Source organism: Pseudomonas sp. NPDC077649, assembly GCF_044542855.1.
Classification (GTDB): Bacteria; Pseudomonadota; Gammaproteobacteria; order Pseudomonadales; family Pseudomonadaceae; genus Aquipseudomonas.
Window position 1 is genome coordinate 323581 of the sequence record NZ_JBITVF010000003.1, and the last position, 22665, is coordinate 346245.

Annotated in this window: 22 protein-coding genes; 11 read left to right on the forward strand and 11 right to left on the reverse strand. The window is 64.1% G+C overall.

Features of this window, described 5'->3' with window-relative positions; genetic code table 11:
• The first annotated feature begins 10 nt into the window (after positions 1-10).
• From ACIGFL_RS11865 to ACIGFL_RS11890, 6 genes are all read left to right on the forward strand, one after another.
• Positions 11-814: an enoyl-CoA hydratase/isomerase family protein gene (locus ACIGFL_RS11865; RefSeq protein ID WP_021445636.1), complete on the forward strand. Its 804-nt coding sequence runs from the start codon at positions 11-13 to the stop codon at positions 812-814.
• Between the two features lie 83 nt (positions 815-897).
• Positions 898-2139: a benzoate/H(+) symporter BenE family transporter gene (locus ACIGFL_RS11870; protein WP_397497317.1), complete on the forward strand. Its 1242-nt coding sequence runs from the start codon at positions 898-900 to the stop codon at positions 2137-2139.
• A 148-nt stretch (positions 2140-2287) separates the two neighbouring features.
• Positions 2288-3586: an OprD family porin gene (locus tag ACIGFL_RS11875; RefSeq protein WP_397497318.1), complete on the forward strand. Its 1299-nt coding sequence runs from the start codon at positions 2288-2290 to the stop codon at positions 3584-3586.
• 323 nt (positions 3587-3909) lie between these two features.
• Positions 3910-4881 (forward strand): XdhC family protein, encoded by a 972-nt coding sequence (locus ACIGFL_RS11880; protein WP_397497319.1) that lies wholly within the window; start codon positions 3910-3912, stop codon positions 4879-4881.
• A complete protein-coding gene (locus ACIGFL_RS11885; RefSeq protein WP_397497320.1) occupies positions 4871-5242 on the forward strand; it encodes an NTP transferase domain-containing protein in 372 nt (123 codons plus the stop codon). Before ACIGFL_RS11880 ends, ACIGFL_RS11885 begins: the two co-directional genes overlap by 11 nt.
• A gap of 13 nt (positions 5243-5255) precedes the next feature.
• Positions 5256-6110: an AraC family transcriptional regulator gene (locus ACIGFL_RS11890; protein WP_021445641.1), complete on the forward strand. Its 855-nt coding sequence runs from the start codon at positions 5256-5258 to the stop codon at positions 6108-6110.
• Between the two features lie 235 nt (positions 6111-6345).
• Here the strand turns inward: ACIGFL_RS11890 and ACIGFL_RS11895 are convergent, their stop codons facing one another.
• The 6 genes from ACIGFL_RS11895 to ACIGFL_RS11920 all read right to left on the reverse strand — a co-directional run bounded on the left by ACIGFL_RS11895 (position 6346) and on the right by ACIGFL_RS11920 (position 11532).
• Entirely contained in the window at positions 6346-7713 is a 1368-nt protein-coding gene (locus ACIGFL_RS11895; RefSeq protein ID WP_397497321.1) for an aspartate aminotransferase family protein, read from the reverse strand.
• Between the two features lie 9 nt (positions 7714-7722).
• Positions 7723-9063 (reverse strand): glutamine synthetase family protein, encoded by a 1341-nt coding sequence (locus tag ACIGFL_RS11900; RefSeq protein WP_397497322.1) that lies wholly within the window; start codon positions 9061-9063, stop codon positions 7723-7725.
• A gap of 24 nt (positions 9064-9087) precedes the next feature.
• A complete protein-coding gene (locus ACIGFL_RS11905) occupies positions 9088-9645 on the reverse strand; it encodes a helix-turn-helix domain-containing protein (protein WP_397497513.1) in 558 nt (185 codons plus the stop codon).
• A 13-nt stretch (positions 9646-9658) separates the two neighbouring features.
• Positions 9659-10948, reverse strand: a complete 1290-nt coding sequence (locus ACIGFL_RS11910) for an NAD(P)/FAD-dependent oxidoreductase (RefSeq protein ID WP_397497323.1) — start codon at positions 10946-10948, stop codon at positions 9659-9661.
• A 117-nt stretch (positions 10949-11065) separates the two neighbouring features.
• Positions 11066-11365: an antibiotic biosynthesis monooxygenase gene (locus tag ACIGFL_RS11915; protein ID WP_397497324.1), complete on the reverse strand. Its 300-nt coding sequence runs from the start codon at positions 11363-11365 to the stop codon at positions 11066-11068.
• A 20-nt stretch (positions 11366-11385) separates the two neighbouring features.
• Entirely contained in the window at positions 11386-11532 is a 147-nt protein-coding gene (locus ACIGFL_RS11920; protein ID WP_178082549.1) for a hypothetical protein, read from the reverse strand.
• A gap of 358 nt (positions 11533-11890) precedes the next feature.
• On the opposite strand from ACIGFL_RS11920, the gene ACIGFL_RS11925 reads away from it, so the two are divergent.
• The gene (locus ACIGFL_RS11925) at positions 11891-12838 is read left to right on the forward strand and encodes an AraC family transcriptional regulator N-terminal domain-containing protein (protein ID WP_397497325.1); all 948 of its coding nucleotides are present in this window, start codon (positions 11891-11893) and stop codon (positions 12836-12838) included.
• Between the two features lie 101 nt (positions 12839-12939).
• Here the strand turns inward: ACIGFL_RS11925 and ACIGFL_RS11930 are convergent, their stop codons facing one another.
• From ACIGFL_RS11930 to dnaX, 5 genes are all read right to left on the reverse strand, one after another.
• Positions 12940-14088 (reverse strand): acyl-CoA dehydrogenase family protein, encoded by a 1149-nt coding sequence (locus ACIGFL_RS11930; protein ID WP_397497326.1) that lies wholly within the window; start codon positions 14086-14088, stop codon positions 12940-12942.
• A 67-nt stretch (positions 14089-14155) separates the two neighbouring features.
• Positions 14156-14740 carry a DUF4157 domain-containing protein gene (locus tag ACIGFL_RS11935; protein ID WP_397497327.1) on the reverse strand — a complete coding sequence of 195 codons (585 nt, stop codon included), beginning with the start codon at positions 14738-14740 and terminating at the stop codon, positions 14156-14158.
• A 27-nt stretch (positions 14741-14767) separates the two neighbouring features.
• Complete coding sequence (gene recR, locus ACIGFL_RS11940; RefSeq protein ID WP_021442697.1) at positions 14768-15367, reverse strand: recombination mediator RecR; 600 nt, start codon at positions 15365-15367, stop codon at positions 14768-14770.
• A 230-nt stretch (positions 15368-15597) separates the two neighbouring features.
• Complete coding sequence (locus ACIGFL_RS11945) at positions 15598-15924, reverse strand: YbaB/EbfC family nucleoid-associated protein (RefSeq protein ID WP_003240957.1); 327 nt, start codon at positions 15922-15924, stop codon at positions 15598-15600.
• A gap of 24 nt (positions 15925-15948) precedes the next feature.
• Positions 15949-18036: a DNA polymerase III subunit gamma/tau gene (gene dnaX / locus ACIGFL_RS11950; RefSeq protein WP_397497328.1), complete on the reverse strand. Its 2088-nt coding sequence runs from the start codon at positions 18034-18036 to the stop codon at positions 15949-15951.
• A 455-nt stretch (positions 18037-18491) separates the two neighbouring features.
• Here dnaX and ACIGFL_RS11955 point away from each other — a divergent pair, with 455 nt between their 5' ends.
• The 4 genes from ACIGFL_RS11955 (at position 18492) to ACIGFL_RS11970 (ending at position 21666) form a co-directional block, all read left to right on the forward strand.
• On the forward strand, positions 18492-18713 hold the full coding sequence (locus ACIGFL_RS11955; RefSeq protein ID WP_021443250.1) for a hypothetical protein: 222 nt from the start codon (positions 18492-18494) through the stop codon (positions 18711-18713).
• A gap of 54 nt (positions 18714-18767) precedes the next feature.
• A complete protein-coding gene (locus tag ACIGFL_RS11960; RefSeq protein ID WP_021443251.1) occupies positions 18768-19055 on the forward strand; it encodes a DUF3509 domain-containing protein in 288 nt (95 codons plus the stop codon).
• A gap of 375 nt (positions 19056-19430) precedes the next feature.
• On the forward strand, positions 19431-20771 hold the full coding sequence (locus tag ACIGFL_RS11965) for a tyrosine-type recombinase/integrase (protein ID WP_397497329.1): 1341 nt from the start codon (positions 19431-19433) through the stop codon (positions 20769-20771).
• Positions 20772-20958: 187 nt separating this feature from the next.
• Positions 20959-21666, forward strand: a complete 708-nt coding sequence (locus tag ACIGFL_RS11970) for a hypothetical protein (protein WP_397497330.1) — start codon at positions 20959-20961, stop codon at positions 21664-21666.
• The last annotated feature ends 999 nt before the right edge of the window (positions 21667-22665 follow it).

Consider the following 22665-nt stretch of genomic DNA (forward strand, 5'->3'; position numbering starts at 1 on the left):
GACATCCATCATGCAACTGCAAGCGACCCAGCAATTTCTCGAAACCCCGTTCGACGGCTTCCAGGTCGAGGTCGATGCGGCCCGTGAGCGCGCCGACATCATCCTCAACCGCCCGCCGTTGAACGTCATCTCCATGGCCCAGCGCGACCAGCTGCGCCAGGTCTTCGAAGCGCTTGACGCGCATCCGCAGGTGCGCGTCATCGTGCTGCGCGCGGTGGGCGAGCACTTCTCCAGCGGCGGCGACATCAAGGGCTTCCTCGAGGCCTCGCCGGAGCACGTCTCCAAGCTGGCCTGGAACGTCGCCGCGCCGGTGCGCTGCGAGAAGCCGGTGATCGCCGCCAACCGTGGCTACACCTTCGGCGTCGGTTTCGAGCTGTCGCTGGCCTGCGATTTCCGCATCGCCTCGGAGACCACTCGCTATGCATTGCCCGAGCAGAATCTCGGGCAGATCCCCGGCTCCGGCGGTTCGGCGCGCCTGCAGAAGATCATCGGCGTGGCCCGCACCAAGCACATGGTCATGCGCGCCAAGCGCATCAGCGGCGAACAGGCCTATGACTGGGGCATCGCCACCGAGTGCGTCGCGGACGCCGAGCTGGACAGCACGGTAGACGCGCTGGTCGAAGAACTGCGGCGCTTCTCGCCGCTGGCCCAGCGCACGGCCAAGCGCTTGATCAACGACAACGAAGACGCGCCGCTGAGCGTGGCCATCGAGATGGAAGGCCACTGCTACAGCCGCCTGCGCAGCTCGCATGACTTCAAGGAAGGCGTCGAAGCGTTCCACAGCAAGCGCCCGGCGGTATTCCGCGGCGAGTGATCTTCCCGTCGGGGCTTGCCTGCGGCAGGCCCCGGCAGACAACGGCCATACCGCAGTACAACAACAATCGCGGAGAACGGGTCATGCCTGGCAATAAAGCGAACACGGTTTTTGCATCACCCTCCGAGGTCTCAGCAGGCTATTCACTGCGAGAGGCATTCACCCTCAAGTCGGTCAGCGCCGGGGTCGTAGCCGCGCTGTTCGGCTGTTCCGGGCCGGCGCTGATCGTCATCAGCGCCGCCGAAGCCGGCCATTTGAGCAATGGCCAGACGGTTGCCTGGCTATTCGCCATCTACGTGCTCGGCGGACTGATCAGCATCGGCATGGCGCTGCGCTACCGCCAGCCGATCTGCGGCGCTTACTCGATTCCTGGCGCGGCGATCATGATCGCGGCACTCGGCGGTCTGGATTTTCGCCAGGCGGTCGGCGCCTTCATCATGAGCGGTGCGCTGGTCCTGCTGCTCGGCTTGAGCGGGCTGATCGGCAAGTTGATGCGCTGGCTGCCGATGCCCATCGTCATGGCGATGATCGCCGGCGCGATGATCCGCTTCGGCGTCGGCGCGGTCGAGGCGGTCGGCAGCGTACCGCTGATGGCCGGTCTGGCGGCGCTGACCTTCTTCCTGGTCATGCGCTTCGTCAAGGCGGTGCCGCCGGTGCTGGCTGCCGGGGTGGTGGGCTTCGCCGCGGCCTTGGCCCTGGGCCTGCTGAAACCGGCGGATGTGGATATCGCCTTCGTCATGCCGACTTTCACCACGCCCATGTTCACCCTGGCGACCTTCTTCGCCATATCGGTGCCGCTGGCGGCGCTGGTGATCGGTGCCGAGAATGCCCAGGCCACCGGCGTGCTGATGGTCGAGGGCTACAAGCCGCCGGTCAATGAGATGACCGTGGTGAGCGGCGTGGGCGGCATGCTGGCCGGGCTGTTGGGCGGGCACAACGCCAATATCGCCGGGCCGATGACGGCGATCTGCAGTTCCGAGCAGGCCGGCGACGATCCGCGTCAACGCTACGGGGCGACCCTGGTCAATGGCGTGCTGTTCGCCCTGTTCGGCGTATTCGCCGGTGTCGCCGTGCCCTTCATCCTCGCCTTGCCGCGTGAGTTGATCCTGGTGGTCGCCGGCCTGGCGATGATCGGCGTGTTGCTCAGCTCGTTGCAGCAGGCCTTCCACAAAGAAACCGGCTGCCAGATCGGTGCATTCGTCGCCCTGGTGGTGGCCATGAGCAAGTTCAGCCTGTTCGGTATCAGCGCGCCGTTCTGGGCGCTGGTGATCGGCGTGGCGGTGTCCTGGGTGCTCGGCGAGTTGCGCCGTGAGCGGACCGCCTAGAGTGGCCTGGCCGTCGGCCAGTAACGACACAGCGCGCACGTCTTAAACGCTGTCCCCCTCAAGAGTTCCCACTGCCACACATGGACCGGCACGAGGCCCGTGGGAGCTCTTTTGCCTAAAAATCGAATAAGAAAGAGAGCGTATAACTATGACCTTTACCTTAACTCGCCTATGCAAAGCCACCCGTTGCCTGGTCTACACCGGTTTGCTGCTGGGGTTGCCGTTCCAGGCTTTGGCGGCCGACAGCGATTTTTTCAAGGACGCCACGGCAACCCTGCAAGCACGCAATTACTACTTCAGCCGCGACTTCTCCGACATAGTCGGGCCGAACCAGCAGTCCAAGGCCGAGGAGTGGGCGCAGGGTTTCATCCTCAACGTCAAGTCCGGCTACACCCCGGGCCCCGTCGGTTTCGGCGTGGATGCCATCGGCCTGCTCGGTCTCAAGCTCGACAGCAGCCCGGATCGGGTGAACACCGGCCTGTTGCCGACCCGCGAGAGCGGCAAGGCGGCCGATGATTACAGCCGCCTGGGCGCCGCCTTGAAGGTCAAGCTGTCGGCGACCGAGCTGAAGGTCGGCGAGCTGCAGCCCAACCTGCCGGTGCTGACCTACTCGGACATTCGCCTGCTGCCGCCCAGCTACCAGGGCGTCAGCCTGGTTTCCAACGAGCTGGCCGGGCTGACCCTGCAGGCCGGCCACCTCAACTCCACCAGCCTGCGCAACGAGGCCGGCGACGACCAGATGCTGGCCACCCTCGGCCACCTGCCGCAGCGCGCGGCGAGCAGCGACGCCTTCAACTATGCCGGCGCTGACTACGCCTTCAACGCCAGCCGCACCACCGCCAGCGCCTGGTACGGCGAGTTGGAGGATATCTACAACCAGCGCTTCATCGGCCTCAAGCACAGCGAGCCGCTCGGCGCCTGGACCCTGGGCGCCAACCTCGGTTTCTACGACTCGGCCGAAGACGGCAAGCAGTTGCTCGGTGAGATCGACAACCAAGCGCTGTTTGCCCTGCTGTCGGCCAAGCACGGCGGCCACACCTTCTATCTCGGCTACCAGGCGATGTTCGGCGATGACGCCTTCCCGCGGGTGTTCGCCAACATCGCGCCGCTGGGCAACGAGGTGCCCACATTCGAGTTCGCCTCGGCCGACGAGCGTTCCTGGCAGGCGCGTTACGACTACGACTTCGCCGCCATGGGCGTGCCGGGCCTGGTGGCCGGGGTGCGCTACATCCGCGGCGACAACGTCGATGCCCAGGCCACCAACCGCGGCGGTGCGCGCTACGAGGGCAAGGACTGGGAGCGCGACCTGGACATCGGCTACGTGGTGCAGAGCGGCGCGCTCAAGGGCCTCGGCGTGCGCGTGCGCAACGTCACCGCGCGCTCCAACTACCGCACCGACATCGACGAGAACCGGCTGATCCTCAGCTACAGCCTGACTTTGTTTTGAGCCCTTCCCGGTATCCCGGGTGATGGCTTGGCCCGCTCTCGCGGGCCTTTTTTATTGGCCCATCAGCCCTTATTTAGACGAAAAGGCAAATCGGCAGACGTAAAGACCAATATTCCATCGGGTTGGCAAGGCGTGCGCCATTGCGTGCCGTAACCTGACCATCCGGCGGACGGCTGATAAAACGCTGCAACGACAAAACGCAGGCGTCACCGGGGATTTCCCGCACCCGTGCATGTCTGGACAGGGGCGAAACGGGCAACTTCGCGTCTGCTGCCTCCCCTGTTAAGGCACGGGTGATAGCGGCTCTACGAGGTACTGGAAGCATGCGCCATCTCGATCTACAGGTTGTCAGCCAGGCGCTCGACTGGGCCCTTGCCGGTCGTGCGCTGTGGTTCTGTACGGTTCTCTCGACCTATGGCTCGGCGCCGCGTGCGCCGGGGGCGATGCTGGTGGCCAGCGGTGCCGGCGAGCATGTCGGTTCACTCTCCGGCGGCTGTGTCGAGGAGGAATTCCTCGCCAGCCTGGCGCGTGGCGAGCTGCGCGAGCCGGCGCAGATTGTCCGCTACGGCGACAGCGCCGAGGAGAGTCGGCGCCTGCGCTTGCCCTGCGGTGGGGTGCTGGTGGTGCTGGTGGAACACCGCGCGCCCAGCGGCGAGTGGATCGAGCACCTGCAAGCCCTGCAGGCGGCCTTGCTCGGTCAGCATCGCCTGGTGCGTCATGTCGACCTTGGCAGTGGTGCGCTGCGCCTGGATCCGGACGCCGGTCAGGGTAGCGAACGGGTGCAAGTCGTCGATGAAACGGTGCGCATTCATGTCGGTCCGGTGCTGCGCCTGATTCTCGCCGGGCTCTCCCCGGTGGCCGAGGCCTGCGCCGCTTTTGCCCGCGCCATCGGCTGCGAGGTGATCGCCTGCGACCCCCGCGAGGAGGTCGAGCACATCGTGCTCGACGGCGTGCAGATGCAGCGCGTGCTGCCCTCGCTGTTTATCGGCGCCGGAGGCTGCCACGCCGCCACCGCAGTGGTGGCGTTGACCCACGACCCGCGTATCGACGACCTGGCGCTGATGGAAGCGGTGCGCACCCCGGCGTTCTACATTGGCGCCATGGGCTCGCAGGCCACCTCGGCCAAGCGCGCCGAACGGCTCAAGCGCGTTGGCGGCCTGTCCGACGAGCAGATCGCGCGCCTGCACATGCCCATCGGTCTGGATCTGGGCAGCAAGGCGCCGGCGGAAATAGCCCTGGCGGTCATGGCGGATGTCCTGCGCGTGTACCACGGCAAGGCGCGTCATGCCTTGTGAGCAGGTCGCGGCCCTGGCGCTGGCGGTATTGCGCGGCGATATGCCCCGGATCGGCTCTACGACTCATGGATACTTGTGCGCCAAGGCAAATCGATCAAATATTGCGCAGCCCCGCTATCGAGGCTACTCAGCACATCCGCTGTGGTTTGGCCAAGATTTCTGGCCAGCGCTGCAGGGACTCGATGGCGATAGCGGTGCCCCTGAATTCCTCCGTGAGCACGCGGCGCCCGCCGTGGAGGGTCCAGGTATCCACCTGGATATCGATACGCCTGCCGACCTTCGGCTAACCGCCCCGAGGGAAATCTTCCAAGACGGCGCAGAGAGAACCAAGCGCTGCGGACAACGCTCATCCTGCGGATGAGGGAGAACAGCTTATGTCGGACGCTCAACGCGTATTTCATGGCAATTTCGGCCGCGTTGCCTTGTTGAACATGAACAAACCCTTGGTCATGCATACCCATTCGGAATGCCATGTGCTGGTGAAAGTGGCGGGAGACGACACCTTCTTCAACGTCCGTGGCCGTCAGGTGCCGCTGACCGACCGCAATGCGGTCCTGGTCAACGCCTGGGAACCGCATTATTTCGATTATCAGGCAGGTGCCGGCAATACCTTGATTCTGGCTCTGTACATCGAGCCGGCCTGGCTGGCCACCGCGCAACAGTCGCTCGCCTTGAGCAGTCGGCCAGACTTTTTTGCGCAATCCTCCATGGAACTGAGCACGCAAAACCGCAATCTGGCGGATCGCTTGATTGCTGAAATGCACAGCCCTGGCCTGGTTCCACAGGAGCGTATCGAGTTTTACCTGTTCGACTTCCTCATCCAGCTGATCGAAGACTCCTCGCAGTGGCGGCACCTCTGTCGGATGGGCGTTCGTACCGTCAATGACTACCGCGACGCGCGGGTGCGCAAAGGTACCGACTATTTGCTCAATCACCTGGATGACCCGGCGCCAATCGACAATGCGGCCAAAAGCTGCGGTCTGTCGCGCGCGCACTTCTATTCCCTGTTTCGCAAGGACACCGGCATGACCCCCAACCTGCTGCTCAATGCGGCGAGGATGCGGCGTGCCTTTTCCTGGCTCGACAGCGAACGCAGTGGCACCCTGGGCTTGCTTTCCGAGTCGTTGGGGTTCTCCGAGCAGGGGCATTTCACGCGCTTCTTCAAGCACCATATCGGCGCCTCGCCGAGCCAGTACCAGCGGGTGGTGGACAGTTACCCGCATTCCTGAGCCATGGATCCTTGGTGGTTGCCGGAGCCCAGTGCACAGGGTTCTTGCATTGAAGCGAGTGGCTGCTGCCGGTCGTGGCCGGCCAGCGTTGACCCGGGGTTACGGCGGTGCGCACCGCGCTGGATCGGGTCGCCCGAGCGCCGAAGAACAGCCTCGAGCCAGCGGCTGAAAAAACTAACCCCGCCACCGTTACCGGTGGCGGGGTTTGGTTTTGCTCATCGTCCCTCGCGGCTGCTCACACAGAGCTACGAACCTGTTCCCAGGTCAGGTCCAGGCACTTGCGTGCTTTTTCCACCAGCTCGTCGATCTCCGCACGGCTGATCACCAGCGGCGGCGCGATGATCATAGTGTCGCCCACGGCGCGCATGATCAGACCATTGTCGAAGCAATGACCGCGGCAGACCATGCCCACGCCCACCTCGCCGGAGAAGCGCGTGCGCGTCGCCTTGTCCCGCACCAGCTCGATGGCGCCGAGCATACCGACGCCGCGCACCTCGCCCACCAGCGGATGCTCGGCCAGCTCGCGCAGGCGCTTCTGCAGGTAAGGCGCGGTTTCCGTCCTGACCCGCTCGACTATGCCTTCTTCCTTGAGCAGGCGCAGGTTGGCCAGGCCCACCGCTGCCGCCACCGGGTGACCGGAGTAGGTGAAACCGTGGTTGAAGTCGCCGTGCGCCTCGATCGCCGCGAACACCTGGTCGCTGACGATCAGCCCGCCCATGGGCACGTAGCCCGAGGTCAGGCCCTTGGCGATGGTCATCAGATCGGGCTTGAGATCGTAGTAGTCGCTGCCGAACCACTGGCCGGTACGGCCGAAGCCGCAGATCACCTCGTCGGCGACGAACAAAATGTCGTACTTGGCCAGGATTTCCTTGATCCGCGGCCAGTAGCTCTCGGGCGGGATGATCACGCCGCCGGCGCCCTGGATCGGCTCGGCGATAAAGGCGGCGACATTCTCCACGCCCAGCTCGAGAATCTTCGCCTCCAGCTGGTCGGCGGCCCACAGGCCAAACTCGTCCGGGCTCTTGTCGCCACCCTCGCCGAACCAGTAAGGCTGCGGGATATGGGCGATGCCGGGGATCGGCAGGTCGCCCTGCTCGTGCATGCCCTTCATCCCGCCGAGGCTGGCGCCGGCCACGGTGGAGCCGTGGTAGCCGTTCTCGCGGGCGATGATGATCTTCTTGGCAGGCTTGCCCTGACACGCCCAGTAGTGGCGCACCAGGCGCAGCATGGTGTCGTTGCCTTCCGAGCCGGAACCGGTGAAGAACACGTGGTTCATGCCTTCGGGGGCCAGTTCGGCGATGGCCTGGGCCAGCTCCAGCACCGGCGGGTGGGCGGTCTGGAAGAAGGTGTTGTAGAACGGCAGCTGGCGCATCTGCGTCGCCGCGGCCTCGACCAGCTCCTCGCGACCGTAGCCGACGGCCACGCACCAGAGCCCGGCCATGCCGTCGAGGATCTTGTGGCCCTCGCTGTCCCACAGGTAGACGCCCTTGGCCTCGGTGATGATGCGCGGGCCCTTCTCGGCCAGCTGTTTGTAGTCGCTGAACGGCGCCAGGTGATGGGCGCGGCTCATGGCCTGCCACTGGGCGGTTTTCGGGTTGTGCATGGCGCCTCCTTACAGATACCAGCGGTATTCGCGCGGGTTGATGTCGTGCATAAAGGCCAGGTGATCCTGGCGTTTGTTCTCGCAATAGACCATGACGAACTCGCTGCCGAGGCCGGCGGCGACCCGCTCGCCGGCCTGCATGCGGCGCACCGCTTCGAGCATGTCCTTGGGAAAATCCACGCCGCTGGTGCGGTCGTCGTTGAGCGGGGCGATGGGCTCGGCCTGCGCGTCCAGGCCCTGCTCGATGCTGGTCAGGAGCGCCGCCAGCACCAGATAGGGGTTGGCATCGGCGCCGGGCAGACGGAACTCCAGGCGCAGGTTGCGCGCATCCGACTCGGGGATGCGCACGCAGGCGTCGCGATCCTCGAAGCCCCAGCTGGCGCGGCTGGCCGAGTTGACCATGGCGCCGAAGCGGCGGTAGCTGTTGTGGTTCGGCGCGTAGATCGGCATCAGCTGCGGCAGCAGCTGCAAGCAGCCGGCCACGGCATGGCGCAACGGGCGTTGCGCGTCGCGCGCCAGCAGGTTGTCGCCGGCCTCGTCGTACAGGCTGACGTGCACGTGCATGCCGCTGCCCGGATGCTGCAGGTAGGGCTTGGCCATGAAACTGGCGCGATGGCCGTACTTCAGCGCCACGCCGCGGGTCAGCCGGCAGAACAGCGCCGACCAGTCGGCGGCCTGCAGCGGGTCGGCATTGTGGCCGAAGTTGATCTCGAACTGCCCCGGGCCCAGCTCGGCGGTGATCACCGTGGCGTCGATGCCCTGCAGGCGCGCGGTCTCGGTGATGTCGCCGAGCACGCCTGCGAAACGCGACAACCTCTCGATATGCATGTTCGGCTGATCGTCGGCATCGCCGCTCAGGTCGTCGCGGGGGAACTGCGGCAGGCCATCCTTGAGCGCCTTGTCGAACAGGTAGAACTCCAGCTCGAAGGCCACCACCGGGCGAATGCCGCGTGCGGCCAGGCGCTGCACCACCCGCGCCAGCACCTCGCGCGGCTCGAACTCGATGGGCGCTTCGGTGCCGTCGGAGCTGATCAGCATCTGCCCCAGCGGCTGGCGCTCCCAGTTCACCGGCTTGAGCGTGCCGGGGATCAGCCGCCGCGGCGCGTCCGGGTCGCCGTCGTGGAAGCAGTAGTCGCCGATCTCGTAGAGCCCGCCCTGGGCGCCGAGCAGCACGCAGTTCTGCGGCAGCTTGAGGGCGCTGCCGGCGGCGACCTTTTCCAGCATTTCCACGGGGTAGCGCTTGCCGTAGAAATGCCCGGGGATGTCCAGGCAGATCAGGTCGACGAAGCGCACCTCGGGGTGGGCCTGGCGGAACTGGCGAACTTCATCGAGCAGTGCATCGGTAGTCATTGTTGTTGTGTCCACGTCGCAGAATCAGGTGTAAATCCACAGCACCCGCGTCGGGGTGTCGCCCGGGTTGGCGTAGCGCAGGCGTGCATAGCTCGGCACCTGGAAGGCGTCGCCGGCATGCAGGGTGGCGCCGCTTTCGTCCTCGCCCAGCCACAGCGTCAGCTGGCCTTCGAGCACGTAACCGCCCTGCTCCGAGCGGTCGCTCATCTGCCGCTCGCCGCTGCTGGCGCCGGATTCGAGCAGGCTTTCGAGCAGGGTGAAGGCGCCCTGCAGGGTCGGCGAGGCCATGATGTCGGTGATGCCGCCGGCGAAATACAGGGTGCGCCGCTCGTCCGGGCGGGTCACCCAGTCCAGCGCCTTGGGCCTGGGCAGGTTATAGAAATAGGTGGTGGGCACGTCGAGCGCCTCGCTGATGGCGGTCAGGTCCGCCACGGTCGGCCGCGACAGGCCGCGCTCGACCTGGGACAGGAAGCCCACCGAACGGCCGATACGTTCGGCCAACTCGTTCAGGGTGACCTTCTTGTGCTTGCGCAGGTCGTGGATGAGGATGGCCAGGGCGGCCATTTCTTCGTGCTTGTCCATCGCCGCCTCGTAATCAGAAATAGTCACGCAGTCGATACCAGGCCTTGCCGATGGCCTCCAGCGGCGCGGCCAGGCGCTCACCGAAGGGAAACGCCGGATTGCGCAGCTGCTGGTATAGCGCCAGCTCGTCGGGCTGGCCGAGGATGGCGTCGCTCACCGCCCGCGCCGCCGCCAGGGTCGGCAACACACCGTGGCCGGAGTAGCCCTGCAGCCAGTAGCGGCCGTTCTCGCCGCCGATATCCGGGGTGCGCGCGCGGGTCACGTCGATATGCCCGCCCCAGGCGAAGTCGATGGCCACGCCGGCCAGCTGCGGGAACACCCGTTCGAGGAACGGCCGGGTGGCCGCCGCCATGTCCTGCGGCAGGCCGCCCAGGTAGGTGCAGCCGCCGCCGAACAGCAGACGGTGGTCGGGAGTGCGGCGGAAATAATCGAGCACGAACTGGTTGTCGGTGACGCAGGCGTTGCGCGGCAGCAGCGCCGCGGCGCGTTCGGCGCCGAGCGGCGCGGTGGCGATCTGGTAGGTGCCCACCGGCAGGATGCGCCGGGCCAGGCGCGGCTCCAGGCTGTCGATATAACTGTTGCAGGCCAGCACCAGTTGCTCGGCCTGCACACTGCCCTGCGCGGTGCGCACGAGGTAGCCCCCGGCATGCGCCTGCTGGCTCAGCGCGCGGCTCTGCTCATGGAGCCGTCCACCGGCGCGGACGAAGGCTTCGGCCAGGCCCAGGGCCAGCTTGAGCGGATTGAGGTGACCGGCCTCGGGATCGAAGAGCCCGGCCTGGTAGCGCTCGCTGGCGACCCACTCCGGCATCTGCTCGCGGGAGACGAACTGCAGCGTGCGATGGCCCCACTTGCGCGCGGCCTCCTCCTGCCATTCGTGCAGCAACGCCACCCGCCGCGGCAGCACCGCGGTCCACAGGTGGCCGCGGCGGTAGTCGCAGTCGAAGCCGTGGCGCTGCGGCAGCTCGCGCAGCTCGCCGGCGGCCCAGGTCATGCCGTCCCACAGCCGGCGGGCGCGTTCGAGACCGAGGGCTCGTTCCAGCGGCGGCATATCGCAGGACCAGCCGAGAATCGCCTGGCCGCCGTTACGCCCGGACGCGGCCCAGGCCACTCGACTGGCCTCCAGCAGGATCACCCGCTTGCCCGCCTCGGCCAGGCGCAGCGCCGTGTGCAGGCCGCTGAAACCGCCGCCGATCACCAGCACCTCGCAGCGCTGCTCGCCCTGCAGCGGCGCATGCTCGCTCAGGCGATCGGCGCAACTGTGGGTGTAGTAGCTGTCGACGTGCTGGCTGGCGTGGCGGAACATGGGCGCCTCATGAAATTATCAATTTGTAATTTCATGAAAATCTACGCTGATAAATTCACAAAGGCAAGCCGTGCCTCTGCCGCCCTCGCCCAACACGCCGCGGACACGGCCGACGCCTCAGGCCACCTGTTGCAGTGGCTCCAGCGCGCATTCGAGGCTGGCGATCAGGTCTGCGCCAATGGCCTCGGCCAGCACGCCGCGCAAGGTTTCGCCGGCGAGAAAGGCGTCCCGCGCCGCGACCGAGCGCCAGCGCCCCTCCACCTGCCAGCCCGGGGCATCGCCGGCCAGCGGGAAAATCCGCAGCTCCAGGCAGCCCGATCCATCGATGCCGACGCCATCCAGCCGGGCCAGGCATTGGCCCAGTTGCGCCGAACGGCGCTGGCGGGCGCGAAAGGTCATACGGTGAACGATGCACATGACAACCTCCTGGAATGCATTCAGTACAGGCCCGCGGCGTTGCGCTGCAGCACGTGGGGCGCGGCGTCGGGCTCGCCGAACGGCGCGCAGTCGCCGGCCCGCGAATCGAGCCAGGCGGTGGCGAGCAGCAGCAGGGTCAGGGGCGCGAGCAGCCATTTGCTGGACATGGCCTGTCCTCCTTGTGGCGAATGGGGCCCAATCACCGATCAGCGGGCGATAGCGCGACTGCCGCTGAATTGGCGCAGTGGCTTGCCTCTGTCGGCGCTGACGGCAGGGCAATCGGCGATGCCTGCAGAGACTAGGTCGGCCGGCGTGTGAGCGTTAGTCGATTACTGGCCAATTCTTGCCTAAAACTGCCAAGACAATTTGACCGAAGAGAAATCGACAGGGGTTAACGCCATGGATGAAACACCTTGTTTCATCGGCGATTTGCCCATTCCTGGCGAATATTTGCCTAATCCTGCCACCCCTCATGACTTGCCTGAAAAACCTGGCTAGGCTTCACGCTTGCTCAGGAGATTTGCCATGCAGTCACCCACGCACAGCACCAGCGCGCTCGAGACCCCGCTGGCCGAACTCAGCCATGAACTGGCGCGCCTGGTCGAACGCTTCGTGCCCGAAGACGGGGTGCATGTCACCGCCATTCCCGGCCTGAAACTGGCGCGGGCCACCACGCCCAGCCTGCCGATGCAGACGGTGTACGACCCCTGCCTGTGCATCATCGCGCAGGGCAGCAAGGAGATCCGCCTGGGAGACGAGCTCTACGTCTACGATCCGCTGAACTACCTGGTGGCCTCGGTGGTGCTGCCGGTGACCGGTCGGGTGATCGAGGCCAGCCCGCAGCGGCCCTACCTGAGCCTGGCGTTGGAAATCGATCCGGCGCTGATCAGCAGCCTGCTCACCGAGATGCCGCCTATCGCGCCCCCCGATGCCGCCTCGCAACGCGCACTGTTTCTCGATCGCCTCGACCCACGCCTACTGGACGCGGTGATCCGCCTGCTGCGCCTGCTGGAAACCCCGCGCGACATCGCCATGCTGGCGCCGCTGGCGCTGCGCGAGATCTTCTACCGCATGCTGCTCAGCCCGCAGGGCCATCGCCTGCACGAGGTGGTCATCGCCGACAGCCAGAGCCAGCGCATCTCGCGCGCCATCGAATGGTTGCGCAAGAACTTCGATCAGCCGCTGCGCATCGAGGAGCTGGCGCGCGAGGTCAACCTCAGCCCGTCGACCCTGCATCACCGCTTCAAGGCGGTCACCGCCTTCAGCCCGCTGCAGTACCAGAAGCAGCTGCGCCTGCAGGAGGCGCGCCGACTGATGCTGTGCGACAACCTGGAGGCGGCGGCGGCCAGCTACCGCGTCGGCTACGAGAGCCCGTCGCAGTTCAGCCGCGAATACAGCCGCCTGTTCGGCTCGCCGCCGCAGCGCGACATCGCCCGCCTGCGCCAGGCGGCGCAGAGCCAGGCGGTGTCCTGATAACCGCACAGGACCATGCCCCGAGGGAGGCGCTTCAGCGGCGAGCTTTTCCACCCTTTCTTAAAGGATGATCGCCGCTAAAGCCCCTCCCACGGCAGGTTCTACAGCCCCATCTGCTTGGCGATGATCTCGTTCATGATCTCGCGCGTACCGCCGCCGATGGAGAGGATGCGGTTGTCGCGGTACAGCCGCTCCACCAGGCTCTCACGCATGTAGCCCATGCCCCCGAGGATCTGCACCGCGTCGTAGGTAAGGCGGTCGGCGATATCGGTGGCGAAGTTCTTGGCCATGGAGATTTCCTTGATCACGCTGCGGCCCGCGGCCATCTGCGCCGCCTGGCGATAGGTGAATTCGCGCGACACCTCCAGCTGGGTGGCCATCTCGGCCAGGCGGTGCTTGAGCACCTGAAACTTGCCCAGCGGCTTGCCGAACGCCTGGCGCTCGCGCGCCCAGCGCAGCGATTCTTCCAGCGCCAGCTGCGCGGTCATGTTGGCCATGACCGCCAGGCTCAGACGCTCGCTCTGGAAGTTGGCCATGATACAGGCGAACCCGGCATTCTCCGCGCCGATCAGGTTTTCCGCCGGCACCCGGCAGTCGTCGAAGAACAGCTCGGCGGTGTCCGAGGCCCACCAGCCCATCTTCTTCAGCTTGCGCCCGACGGAAAAACCCGGCGTGCCCTGCTCGATCAGCAGCAGGCTGACGCCGCCGAAGCCCTCGCCGCCGGTACGCACCGCCACCGTGTAGTAATCGGCGCGCACGCCGCTGGTGATGAAGGTCTTGCTGCCGCTGACCCGGTAGCAATCGCCGTCGCGCACTGCGCGGGTCTTGAGGTTGGCCACGTCGGAGCCGCCGGATGGCTCGGTCACCGCCAGCGCCATGATCTTCTCGCCGGCCAGCACCTGCGGCACCACCCGCTCGCGCAACGCCGGCCTGGCCCACTTGAGCACCGGCGGCAGGCCGATATCCAGCGAGCCGAGCCCGGCCACCAGACCGCCAGAGCCGCAACGCATCAGCTCCTCGCTGGCCGCCACCTTGGCGAATACATCGCCCTCGTGGCTGCCGCCATACTGCTCCGGGTAGCCGATACCGAGGATGCCCGCCGCGCCGGCCTTGAGGTACAGCTCACGGGGAAACTCCTCGGCCTCCTCCCAGTCATCGATATGCGGCAGGATCTCGCGTTCGACGAACCGCCGCACCGAATCGCGGATCAGTTGGTGGGAATCATCGAAGTACGACTGAGGGGCGGCCATGCGGGGTTCTCCCGTTATTGTTTCGGCCACCCTAACCTAGCGCTTGCTTGGTTTTCAAGCGAGCGTTTTATTTCTGCTCGCGCAAGGCCCTTCTGACCCGCGCCTGCATCTCGTAGGCCGGCCCTTCCACGGACTGGAAATCGCGGGTGTAACGCTGGGCGAAGCCATCGCTGCCCCAGTCGCGATACTGCTGCACATGCCACAGCTCATGGGCCCAGAGCGCCACGTCGTGCTCGGCGGCCTGGTCACTGCGAAACACCACCACATCGACCAGGGTCACGGCCTGCACGTCCGGGTTCTGCAACATGAGGGTGGCGGCGTCCATCTCCTCGGTGATGCCCACGCGAAAGCGCACTTCGTCCAGCAACGCGGCGTCGTAGAAAGGTGCGAGCTGCGCGCGGATCATCAGCGGTAGCGGCTCGGTGCCGGCCCGCAGCGTCGCCTGGCGCGATTGCAGCAGCCAGGCCTCGAGTCGTGTCGCCGCCAGGTTCAGGCCGTCCTCATGCAGCCGAACCGGATCGGGCACGCACAGGCAGGAGCCGCCCAGGCAGACCTGCACCTGCCCGCTCGGACATTGGGCCTGTGCGGCAAGCGGTGCCCCGAGCACCAGCAGCAGGGCGGCGCGGCGCAGGGCGGTGGCGATCGTGGGCATGGCAGAGACGCCAGAGACTACGGCTGATCAGAGGCTGATCGGCCGGCGTCCGGCCAGCGCGTGAGCCAGGGTGCCGCCATCGACCAGCTCCAGTTCGCCGCCCAGCGGCATGCCGTGGGCGATGCGCGAGGCGACCAGGCCCTTGCCGGCCAGCAACTGGGCGATGTAGTGGGCCGTGGCCTCGCCTTCCACCGTCGGGTTGGTGGCCAGGATCACTTCGCTGAAGCTGCCGGCGGCGATGCGCTCGAGCAGTTCGGGGATGCCGATGGCCTCCGGGCCCAAACCGTCGAGCGGCGACAGATGGCCCTTGAGCACGAAGTAGCGGCCGCGATAGCCGGTGTGCTCCACCGCATGCACGTCCATCGGCCCTTCCACCACGCACAGCAGGCTGTCGTCGCGGCGCTCGTCGAGGCACAGCTGGCAAAGCTCGTCCTCGCTCAGGCTGCGGCAGCGCTTGCAGTGGCCGACCCCTTCCATCGCCGCATTCAGCGCCTGGGCCAGGCGCAGGCCGCCGCTGCGGTCGCGCTCGAGCAGCTGCAGGGCCATGCGCTGGGCGGTCTTCTGTCCCACCCCGGGGAGGATGCGCAGGGAGTCGATCAGTTGACGGATCAGGGGGCTGAAGCTCATGGGGTTCCTACAGGTTCGTAGCCCGGATGCAATCCGGGAAAGATGTCACTGGGCATTCCCGGATTGCATCCGGGCTACACACTTGGCGCATTTGATCCAACCGCCGCCACGGGGGCGATCAGACGGTATGCAGTACAAGGCGCGAAAGGCCCCGAGCACCGGAGTTTACGTCTGTAAATGAGGAGGGCCTTTCGCAACGCAGTAATGCGTGCCGGCTGGGCGTCACATGCTCAGAAAGGCATTTTGAAACCGGGGGGCAGCTGCATCCCTGCGGTCATGCCGGCCATCTTCTCCTGGCTGTTCTGCTCGACCTTGCGCACCGCGTCGTTGACCGCGGCGGCGATCAGGTCTTCGAGCACTTCCTTGTCTTCCTGCATCAGACTGTCGTCCAGGGTGATGCGCTTGACGTCGTGGCGACCGGTCATCACCACGCTGACCAGGCCGGCGCCGGACTGGCCGGTGACTTCAGCGTTGGCCAGTTCTTCCTGCATCTTCTGCATCTTTTCCTGCATCTGCTGAGCCTGCTTCATCAGGCCGGCCATGCCACCTTTCATCATCTCGGTATCCTCGGTGTTCGGGGGTTAACTGGGGGTGTCGATGGGCTCGATGCTGCCGTCGCGCACCTTGGCGGCGAACTGCTGGATCATCTGTTGCACCAGCGGGTCGGCCTGGATCGACGCCTCGGCGCTGCGCTGACGCTCGGCGCGGCGACGCGCGGCGGCCTGCGCCGGGGTTTCCTGCTCGGGCTTGCGCAGCTCGATGCGCAATTTGATGCTGCGCCCCTGCTGCTGGTTCAGCGCGTCATTGAGGCGGCGCTGCTGGGTCGGGTTGAACAGCGCGCTGTGCGCCGGATCCAGGTGCAGCAGCCAATCGTCACCGTTGGCCTCGATCAGCGTGCAGTTGGCGGCGATGCTGCCGGTCATGCCGCCCAGGCCGAGCTGCGGGAACAGCGCCAGCCACTCGGCGGCCAGGCCGGTAGCCGGCTTGGCTGCGGGCAGGGGTTCGGCGGCGGCCGGCGCCGCGACCTCGGCCTGGCCGAAATCGTAATCCAGCGTCTCGGCGTCCATTTCCACATAGTCGTAATCGCCGAGCGGCGGCTCGTCCTCGTCGCCCTCCGCTGCGCCTGCCGCGGGTGGCTCGGCCGGGGCAGGCGGAGTTGCCGCTGGCGCTGCCTCGACCAGCGCTTCGGCGGCCGCAACGGCCGCCACTGGCTCGACCAGGGGCGCAGAGGGCATAGGTTCGCTGGCCGGTGCGGCAAGCGTCGGCGCTTCCCAGGGCAGGTCGCTTGCCGCGGCAGCTGGCTCGGGCTCAGGCTCGGCGGGCGGCGTGGCGCCGATCTCTGGGCTCGGCGGCTGAATCGGCTCGGGCTCGGCAACAGGCAGCGGCGCTGCTACCGGCGGGGCCGCGATCACCGGTGCCGGCGCGATGGGCGCCGGCGCGCTGACAACGACTGCGGCAGGCGCGGCGGCAATGACGGCAGCCGGCGCCGCCATAGCGGGGCCGGCCACTGGGCTTGGTTGGGAATCAGCAGTGGCCTGGCTGATCCCCAAGGGCTTTAGCGTCACCCTCGGTGCATCGTCGGCATCGGCTGGACGGAAGGCCAGCATGCGCAACAGCACCATCTCGAAGCCGCCGCGTGGATCCGGCGCCAGCGGCAGGTCGCGACGGCCGATCAGGCCCATCTGGTAATAGAACTGTACGTCTTCGGCGGGCAGCGCCTGGGCCAGCTGCAACACCCGCTCGCGGTCGCCCTGGCCGTTGTCCACTGCCTCCGGCAGGGCCTGGGCGATGGCCACGCGGTGCAACACGTTGAGCATCTCGGCCAGCACGCCGTTCCAGTCGGGGCCCTGTTCGGCCAGGTGACGCACCGCCTCGATCACGCCCCGCGCATCGCCCTCGATCAGCGCATGCAGCACGCCGTAGACCTGGCCGTGATCCAGGGTACCGAGCATGGCGCGCACGTCGGCGGCCAGCACCTTGCCCTCGCCGAAGGCGATGGCCTGGTCGGTCAGGCTCATGGCGTCGCGCATCGAGCCGTCGGCGGCGCGGCCGAGCAGCCACAGGGCGTCGTCCTCGAACGGCACGTTCTCGGCAGTCAGTACGTGAGTCAGGTGCTCGACCACCCGCTCCGGCGGCATGTTCTTCAGCGAGAACTGCAGGCAGCGCGACAGCACGGTGACCGGCAGTTTCTGCGGGTCGGTGGTGGCGAGGAGGAATTTGACGTGGGGCGGCGGCTCCTCCAGGGTCTTCAACAGGGCGTTGAACGAGCTGGTGGAAAGCATGTGCACTTCGTCGATCAGGTAGACCTTGAAGCGCCCGCGGCTCGGCGAATACTGCACGTTGTCGAGCAGTTCGCGGGTGTCCTCGACCTTGGTGCGGCTGGCGGCGTCCACTTCGATCAGGTCGACGAAGCGCCCCTCGTCGATCTCCCGGCACACCGAGCAGGTGCCGCAGGGCGTCGAGCTGATGCCGGTCTCGCAGTTCAGGCACTTGGCGATGATCCGCGCGATGGTGGTCTTGCCCACCCCGCGGGTGCCGGTGAACAGGTAGGCGTGGTGCAGGCGCTGGCTGTCCAGGGCGTTGATCAGGGCCTTGAGCACATGGGTCTGGCCGACCATTTCGCGGAACGAGCGCGGACGCCATTTACGTGCAAGAACCTGATAACTCATGGAAAACCGTCGTATGAGGAAAGCAAAGTGGGCTAATCCTAGCGGAGCGACCGGCAAATTGCATCCGCCGCCCGCGCCCGCCCTCTGGCGCGCGGCACGGAGGAAAAATGTCGCTGGCTAATTCTTGACCAAGCCGTTACCATACGCCGCGTTCGTACCACGCTGTAAGTCATTCGGGCCTCGCGCCCTCTCGCTGGTTTCCCGGTTCAACGCGTAGCACGCCGCTGCTGCCGCCCTCCCCGATCCCACCTGCTGACTGATCAGGCCGACTCGCCACCTGGCGCAGTGCTTTGCCTGCCTCCGACGTACCGACCCGTTGAAGAACCGTAACATCGGAACTTTATCGTGCTAATCAAGCTCCGAGCAGGTTCATGCCAATGGCCATAGCAGGCCGACCTCATGGAGCAATATTCCGCGCACTGACGCGCAGCTGTTTTTAGGAAGTACCCAGAAAAATGAATACTCAACATCAGATTCAGGATGCCATTGGCACCCTAACCCGCGCCTTCGCGCCCTTCGACTGCCGCATCCAGGCCACTCGCAAGGGCAGCTTCAGCTTCACCCTGGTCAACCAGGCCGGAATCGCCCAGTACAGCCAGCGGCTGTACCCCGGTCAGTACAGCGGTGAATCGCTGCAGCGCGTGATCGAGCGCACCAAACAGTCGCTGACCGCCTGAACTTACCCAGGTTCCGCGGGTCACAGAGTGTCACCCTCAGGATGGAGTAAGGTCATGGAACTCACCAACCAGCAACTCGTCGAGCGTCTGTTCAGCCCGCTGCGCGCCAGTTTCAGCCCGCCGCGCCCGGATGGCAGCATCGTCCTCGCCCTGCTCGACGAGAGCGACAGCACGGTCTACAGCCGCGTGCTCGGCAAACCCCAGCTCGAAGACCGCGACGCCTTCGCCCAGGGCCTGGAGGAAATCCGCCTGGAACTGGCGGTGCGCGCCGGCAATATCCCCGCCGACCTGCGCAAGACCCTCAAGGAACAGGACAGCGTGCTCAGCTATCGCCTGGCCTGAGCCTCGCAGACCGCAAAGCCCGCGCCCGTCGCGGGCTTTTTCTTGCGCGCAGGAAAACGCCGCCACTGGCAGATGCTGATAAAGAGGAGGAATTGCTGAGACCCGGCGGACGCCGGAGAAACTGGAGGTGGACCCTACCAGCCACACCCCGGCACTCGATGTCACCGCTGCGGCTGCTCCCTTCCGGGCCTTGGCCAGGGTGGCATGCAAGCATGCTCGCAGTTTGCTGGAAGCCGCACTGCGTCTGGGCTGATCGGGGTTTGATAGGGGTACACTCAGGTTCATTTCGGGCGAACGAGCACGCCTGAAGCACGGCCAAAAATCTGGGGTGTGGCTAGCACTGTACAACTTAGCTGTACCACACAGGTGTACAACATGGCCTTCATCACCCGTCGCGGAGCCGTCTATTACCTGAATCTCCGGCTTCCGAAACATCTCTACCCGAGGTGTCACACATTGCGCTTGAGCCTGGGCATTCGGGACCGCAGAACTGCCCTCTTTCTCGCCAGCACACTCGCAGAACGAGTCCATCAGCACATAGTCGCCCAGCCGCTCACAGAGCCCCGTAGACTGCGCTTCCTGTGTGCGGAATGGCGAGACAGCGCCCCTATACCGGCAGCCATCCAAACACCCGCCAGAGCCCGTAGAAGCAGCACGGAAAGCACCTGCTCTGAAGGCACTACTTTGGGTAGCCTGTCGAAGCTGTACATAGATGAGGGGAAGCGGAGCGGTGCCTGGCGAACAGTCAACACACTGGACGTGGAGCGAGCCCTGCGGGACTTCTTTGATCTGATGGGCGACATGCCCGTCTCAGCTTTTGATGTGGAGCAGGCCCGCACCCTGAAGGAGCGTTTGGCTCGCTGCCCGCAGTACTTTGCCCAGCGTCCGGAGTTCAAAGGAAAGACTCTGCGGCAGGTGATCGACTCGCCCACGAACTACAAGACCATCACTGCTGTCACGATCAACAATCGCCTTCGCAAGCTGACGTCCTTCTTCCACTGGTGCAAGAAAAACGGCTACATCGAACAAAATCCCCTAACAGGGATGAAAGTCATGACTGGCTCAGCAAAGGACGCCCGCCTGTCATTTGACCCTTGCGACCTAAAGGCCTTGCTCAACCTAGAATCACTGAGCAACGAGGCCCGCAAGCACCCGTGGCGGTACTGGCTCCCCCTCCTCGCCCGCTTCACTGGCGCTCGACTGGAAGAGCTGTGTCAGTTGCACGTCGATGACATCACCACCACCCAAGGCATCCCGTGCATCCGAATCGACGACAGCCGTAAAGGCCAGAAGCTCAAGAACCAGAGCAGCCGCCGAATTCTGCCAATACACCATCAGCTACTGAGTCTTGGATTGCTGGAGCACGTAGAAACCGTTAGAGCTGCCGGTCACTACCGCCTCTTCCCCGATCTGGAAGCGACCCGCGACAAGCTTGGTCATGCCCCATCGAAGTGGTTCAGCCGCTACAAGACGAAGCTGGGCATCGATGACCCCAGAAAGACCTTCCATAGCTTCCGGCACACCTTCATCGACGACCTACGAGAGGCTGGCGTACAGGACTCGCTGATTAAGCGGATGGCTGGGCATGAAGACAACACTGTGACTTTCGGTGTCTACGGCAGTCGCTTACAACTCACTGCCATGTCACAGGCTATGCGGGGCCTACCTTCAGATCACGCAATTCAGAAAATGCAAGACATTATTGACAAACGGTAGGCATTTAGATATAGTGGGCGCCTGTTCCGACGAACAGAAGATCAGCACGAAAAGCCTCCACGCGACCACCGTGAAATTCCATCCGGTGCCTTGCAAGGGGGCTTTTTATTGCCTGCGATTTACCAACCGAACCACGGCATCACCGAGAGGACTTGCCTATGACCTGAACTTGAAGAAGGAGAACCATATGGAAAACCGCGTTATCCCCTCATGCAATACACCCAGCAACACCCCCCACATTACTGGGCCCAGCCTTGCGGCCATCCACGCTGCAATCATTGAGAAGCGAGCCGATGTAGTTGGTGGCTTCATCGTTGACATCAAAACTGGCGAGATCATCGGTGAGTACATTCAGAGCCCGACTCCCCTCACGCCATTTCATCCAAGCTTTCACAGGGCGCCTGACGAAGTCTTGAGCGTCGATGAATGGGCGGACTACCTGAAACAGCACGTTGACCGTCGCAAGCTCCCTACCCACACCACGCATGCGCTGTACGCTGCACAGGACATGGCGCTGGGTATGCGCTTCCGAAAGGGTGGAAACTCTCAAATCAGCAAGCCGATGCTGGCTCTGCTGCTCCAACTCCACGAGCTTGTACTGTATCGCAATGTGATTGTTATGCCGCAGGCAGACCTGTCGGAGCGTCTTGGGGTGGCCGAATCGAACCTACTTACTAAACTGGCCAAGCTTGTGGACGCAGGGTTACTCAAGGTATTCACCTCGCGCAGTGGTGCGATGCGAAAGGGCGAGGTCAAGCTCCTACTCAATCCGTGGTTAGTGTTCCGTGGCTCAGACCCACTTCGGGATGCTGCAGTTGATACTTGGTATCGCCATACAATGCGACAGGACAGCCAAGCAAGGGGGCATGATTGCACCGCACGGAATGCAGCATAAGCTTTCGTAGGTTTATCAAAAAATCTAGGGAAAAATCGGACTGTAGCCCCCTAAATTCAAGGGGGTTGCAAAATTCCTCATTATAAGAGAGTGAAGCTCGACGTGCAATGCACGGGGAAGAGAACTCTCGCACGGGTAGAGCGAAAGCTCTGAACGTAACTGCTCTTCGGGGGTAAGCTCCGCTTACAGTGTTACTCTCAGAATATAATATTATGGCATACAAAAAAAACACAGTACACCCAATCAAAAAGATTACCACTAACGTAATGAGATACTCTGTACCAGAGGTCAACCTCTGACGGGAGTTACACCTGATGCGTAGCATCGGAAGGTTTTACACAAAAGAATTTAGGGGAGATGATTATCATCATTTCTTTCTCCCCTTACTATGATAACTAGATAAATTCAAGCAAGTGTCAGTCTCAAGCTTGCGCTTGCAATATTGCACTACTGAATGCTCCCGCATTGATTTATTTCAACACATCAGCGACAGCTGATAGCTTTACACTCAACAGTGTTGTTAGGGGAATAATAAATTAATAATTTATTCCCTTTCTCCATCCATAGTAACTGGATCAACTCAAAGCTGACGCTTGTAGAGTGGGCAAGCTCCGAACTTCGTTCGACCTATCAGAATAGTTCTAATTCGTAGTGCGTGATGGGTATAAAAATACTTTGCTCCCTACTCTTAGCTTTTGATCTTCGATCTTTAGTGTGATGGCTCAAATGCGTAGCATTGGGAGTGGTATCCGCACCAATGGTCAACCATTGGTATATATACACTTACAGATTGAAGAATATTGTTTGTGTTCATGTATCTGCTCTTGATCCTACCGTGTAATCAACACACAGCGTGAGCTGTGAGAATTCCTCTCCCTCCAAGGGTGCGTGTAAATAATCATTATTAATTAGCCATAATCCATTGTTAAATGTATGGCTTTCATACAGCTTCTAATATGTAACACGTCTGTAGCCCGCATTATACCTGGGTCATTTACA

Coding starts and splice junctions, on each gene's coding strand:
- ACIGFL_RS11880 (WP_397497319.1), top strand. CDS start 3,910: ATGCGCCATCTCGATCTACAGGTTGTCAGCCAGGCGCTCGACTGGGCC.
- ACIGFL_RS11960 (WP_021443251.1), top strand. CDS start 18,768: ATGGAACTCACCAACCAGCAACTCGTCGAGCGTCTGTTCAGCCCGCTG.
- ACIGFL_RS11885 (WP_397497320.1), top strand. CDS start 4,871: ATGCCTTGTGAGCAGGTCGCGGCCCTGGCGCTGGCGGTATTGCGCGGC.
- ACIGFL_RS11905 (WP_397497513.1), bottom strand. CDS start 9,645: ATGGACAAGCACGAAGAAATGGCCGCCCTGGCCATCCTCATCCACGAC.
- ACIGFL_RS11865 (WP_021445636.1), top strand. CDS start 11: ATGCAACTGCAAGCGACCCAGCAATTTCTCGAAACCCCGTTCGACGGC.
- ACIGFL_RS11965 (WP_397497329.1), top strand. CDS start 19,431: ATGGCCTTCATCACCCGTCGCGGAGCCGTCTATTACCTGAATCTCCGG.
- ACIGFL_RS11895 (WP_397497321.1), bottom strand. CDS start 7,713: ATGCACAACCCGAAAACCGCCCAGTGGCAGGCCATGAGCCGCGCCCAT.
- dnaX (WP_397497328.1), bottom strand. CDS start 18,036: ATGAGTTATCAGGTTCTTGCACGTAAATGGCGTCCGCGCTCGTTCCGC.
- ACIGFL_RS11900 (WP_397497322.1), bottom strand. CDS start 9,063: ATGACTACCGATGCACTGCTCGATGAAGTTCGCCAGTTCCGCCAGGCC.
- ACIGFL_RS11890 (WP_021445641.1), top strand. CDS start 5,256: ATGTCGGACGCTCAACGCGTATTTCATGGCAATTTCGGCCGCGTTGCC.
- ACIGFL_RS11910 (WP_397497323.1), bottom strand. CDS start 10,948: ATGTTCCGCCACGCCAGCCAGCACGTCGACAGCTACTACACCCACAGT.
- ACIGFL_RS11970 (WP_397497330.1), top strand. CDS start 20,959: ATGGAAAACCGCGTTATCCCCTCATGCAATACACCCAGCAACACCCCC.
- ACIGFL_RS11875 (WP_397497318.1), top strand. CDS start 2,288: ATGACCTTTACCTTAACTCGCCTATGCAAAGCCACCCGTTGCCTGGTC.
- ACIGFL_RS11915 (WP_397497324.1), bottom strand. CDS start 11,365: ATGTGCATCGTTCACCGTATGACCTTTCGCGCCCGCCAGCGCCGTTCG.
- ACIGFL_RS11945 (WP_003240957.1), bottom strand. CDS start 15,924: ATGATGAAAGGTGGCATGGCCGGCCTGATGAAGCAGGCTCAGCAGATG.
- ACIGFL_RS11935 (WP_397497327.1), bottom strand. CDS start 14,740: ATGCCCACGATCGCCACCGCCCTGCGCCGCGCCGCCCTGCTGCTGGTG.
- ACIGFL_RS11955 (WP_021443250.1), top strand. CDS start 18,492: ATGAATACTCAACATCAGATTCAGGATGCCATTGGCACCCTAACCCGC.
- ACIGFL_RS11925 (WP_397497325.1), top strand. CDS start 11,891: ATGCAGTCACCCACGCACAGCACCAGCGCGCTCGAGACCCCGCTGGCC.
- ACIGFL_RS11930 (WP_397497326.1), bottom strand. CDS start 14,088: ATGGCCGCCCCTCAGTCGTACTTCGATGATTCCCACCAACTGATCCGC.
- recR (WP_021442697.1), bottom strand. CDS start 15,367: ATGAGCTTCAGCCCCCTGATCCGTCAACTGATCGACTCCCTGCGCATC.
- ACIGFL_RS11920 (WP_178082549.1), bottom strand. CDS start 11,532: ATGTCCAGCAAATGGCTGCTCGCGCCCCTGACCCTGCTGCTGCTCGCC.
- ACIGFL_RS11870 (WP_397497317.1), top strand. CDS start 898: ATGCCTGGCAATAAAGCGAACACGGTTTTTGCATCACCCTCCGAGGTC.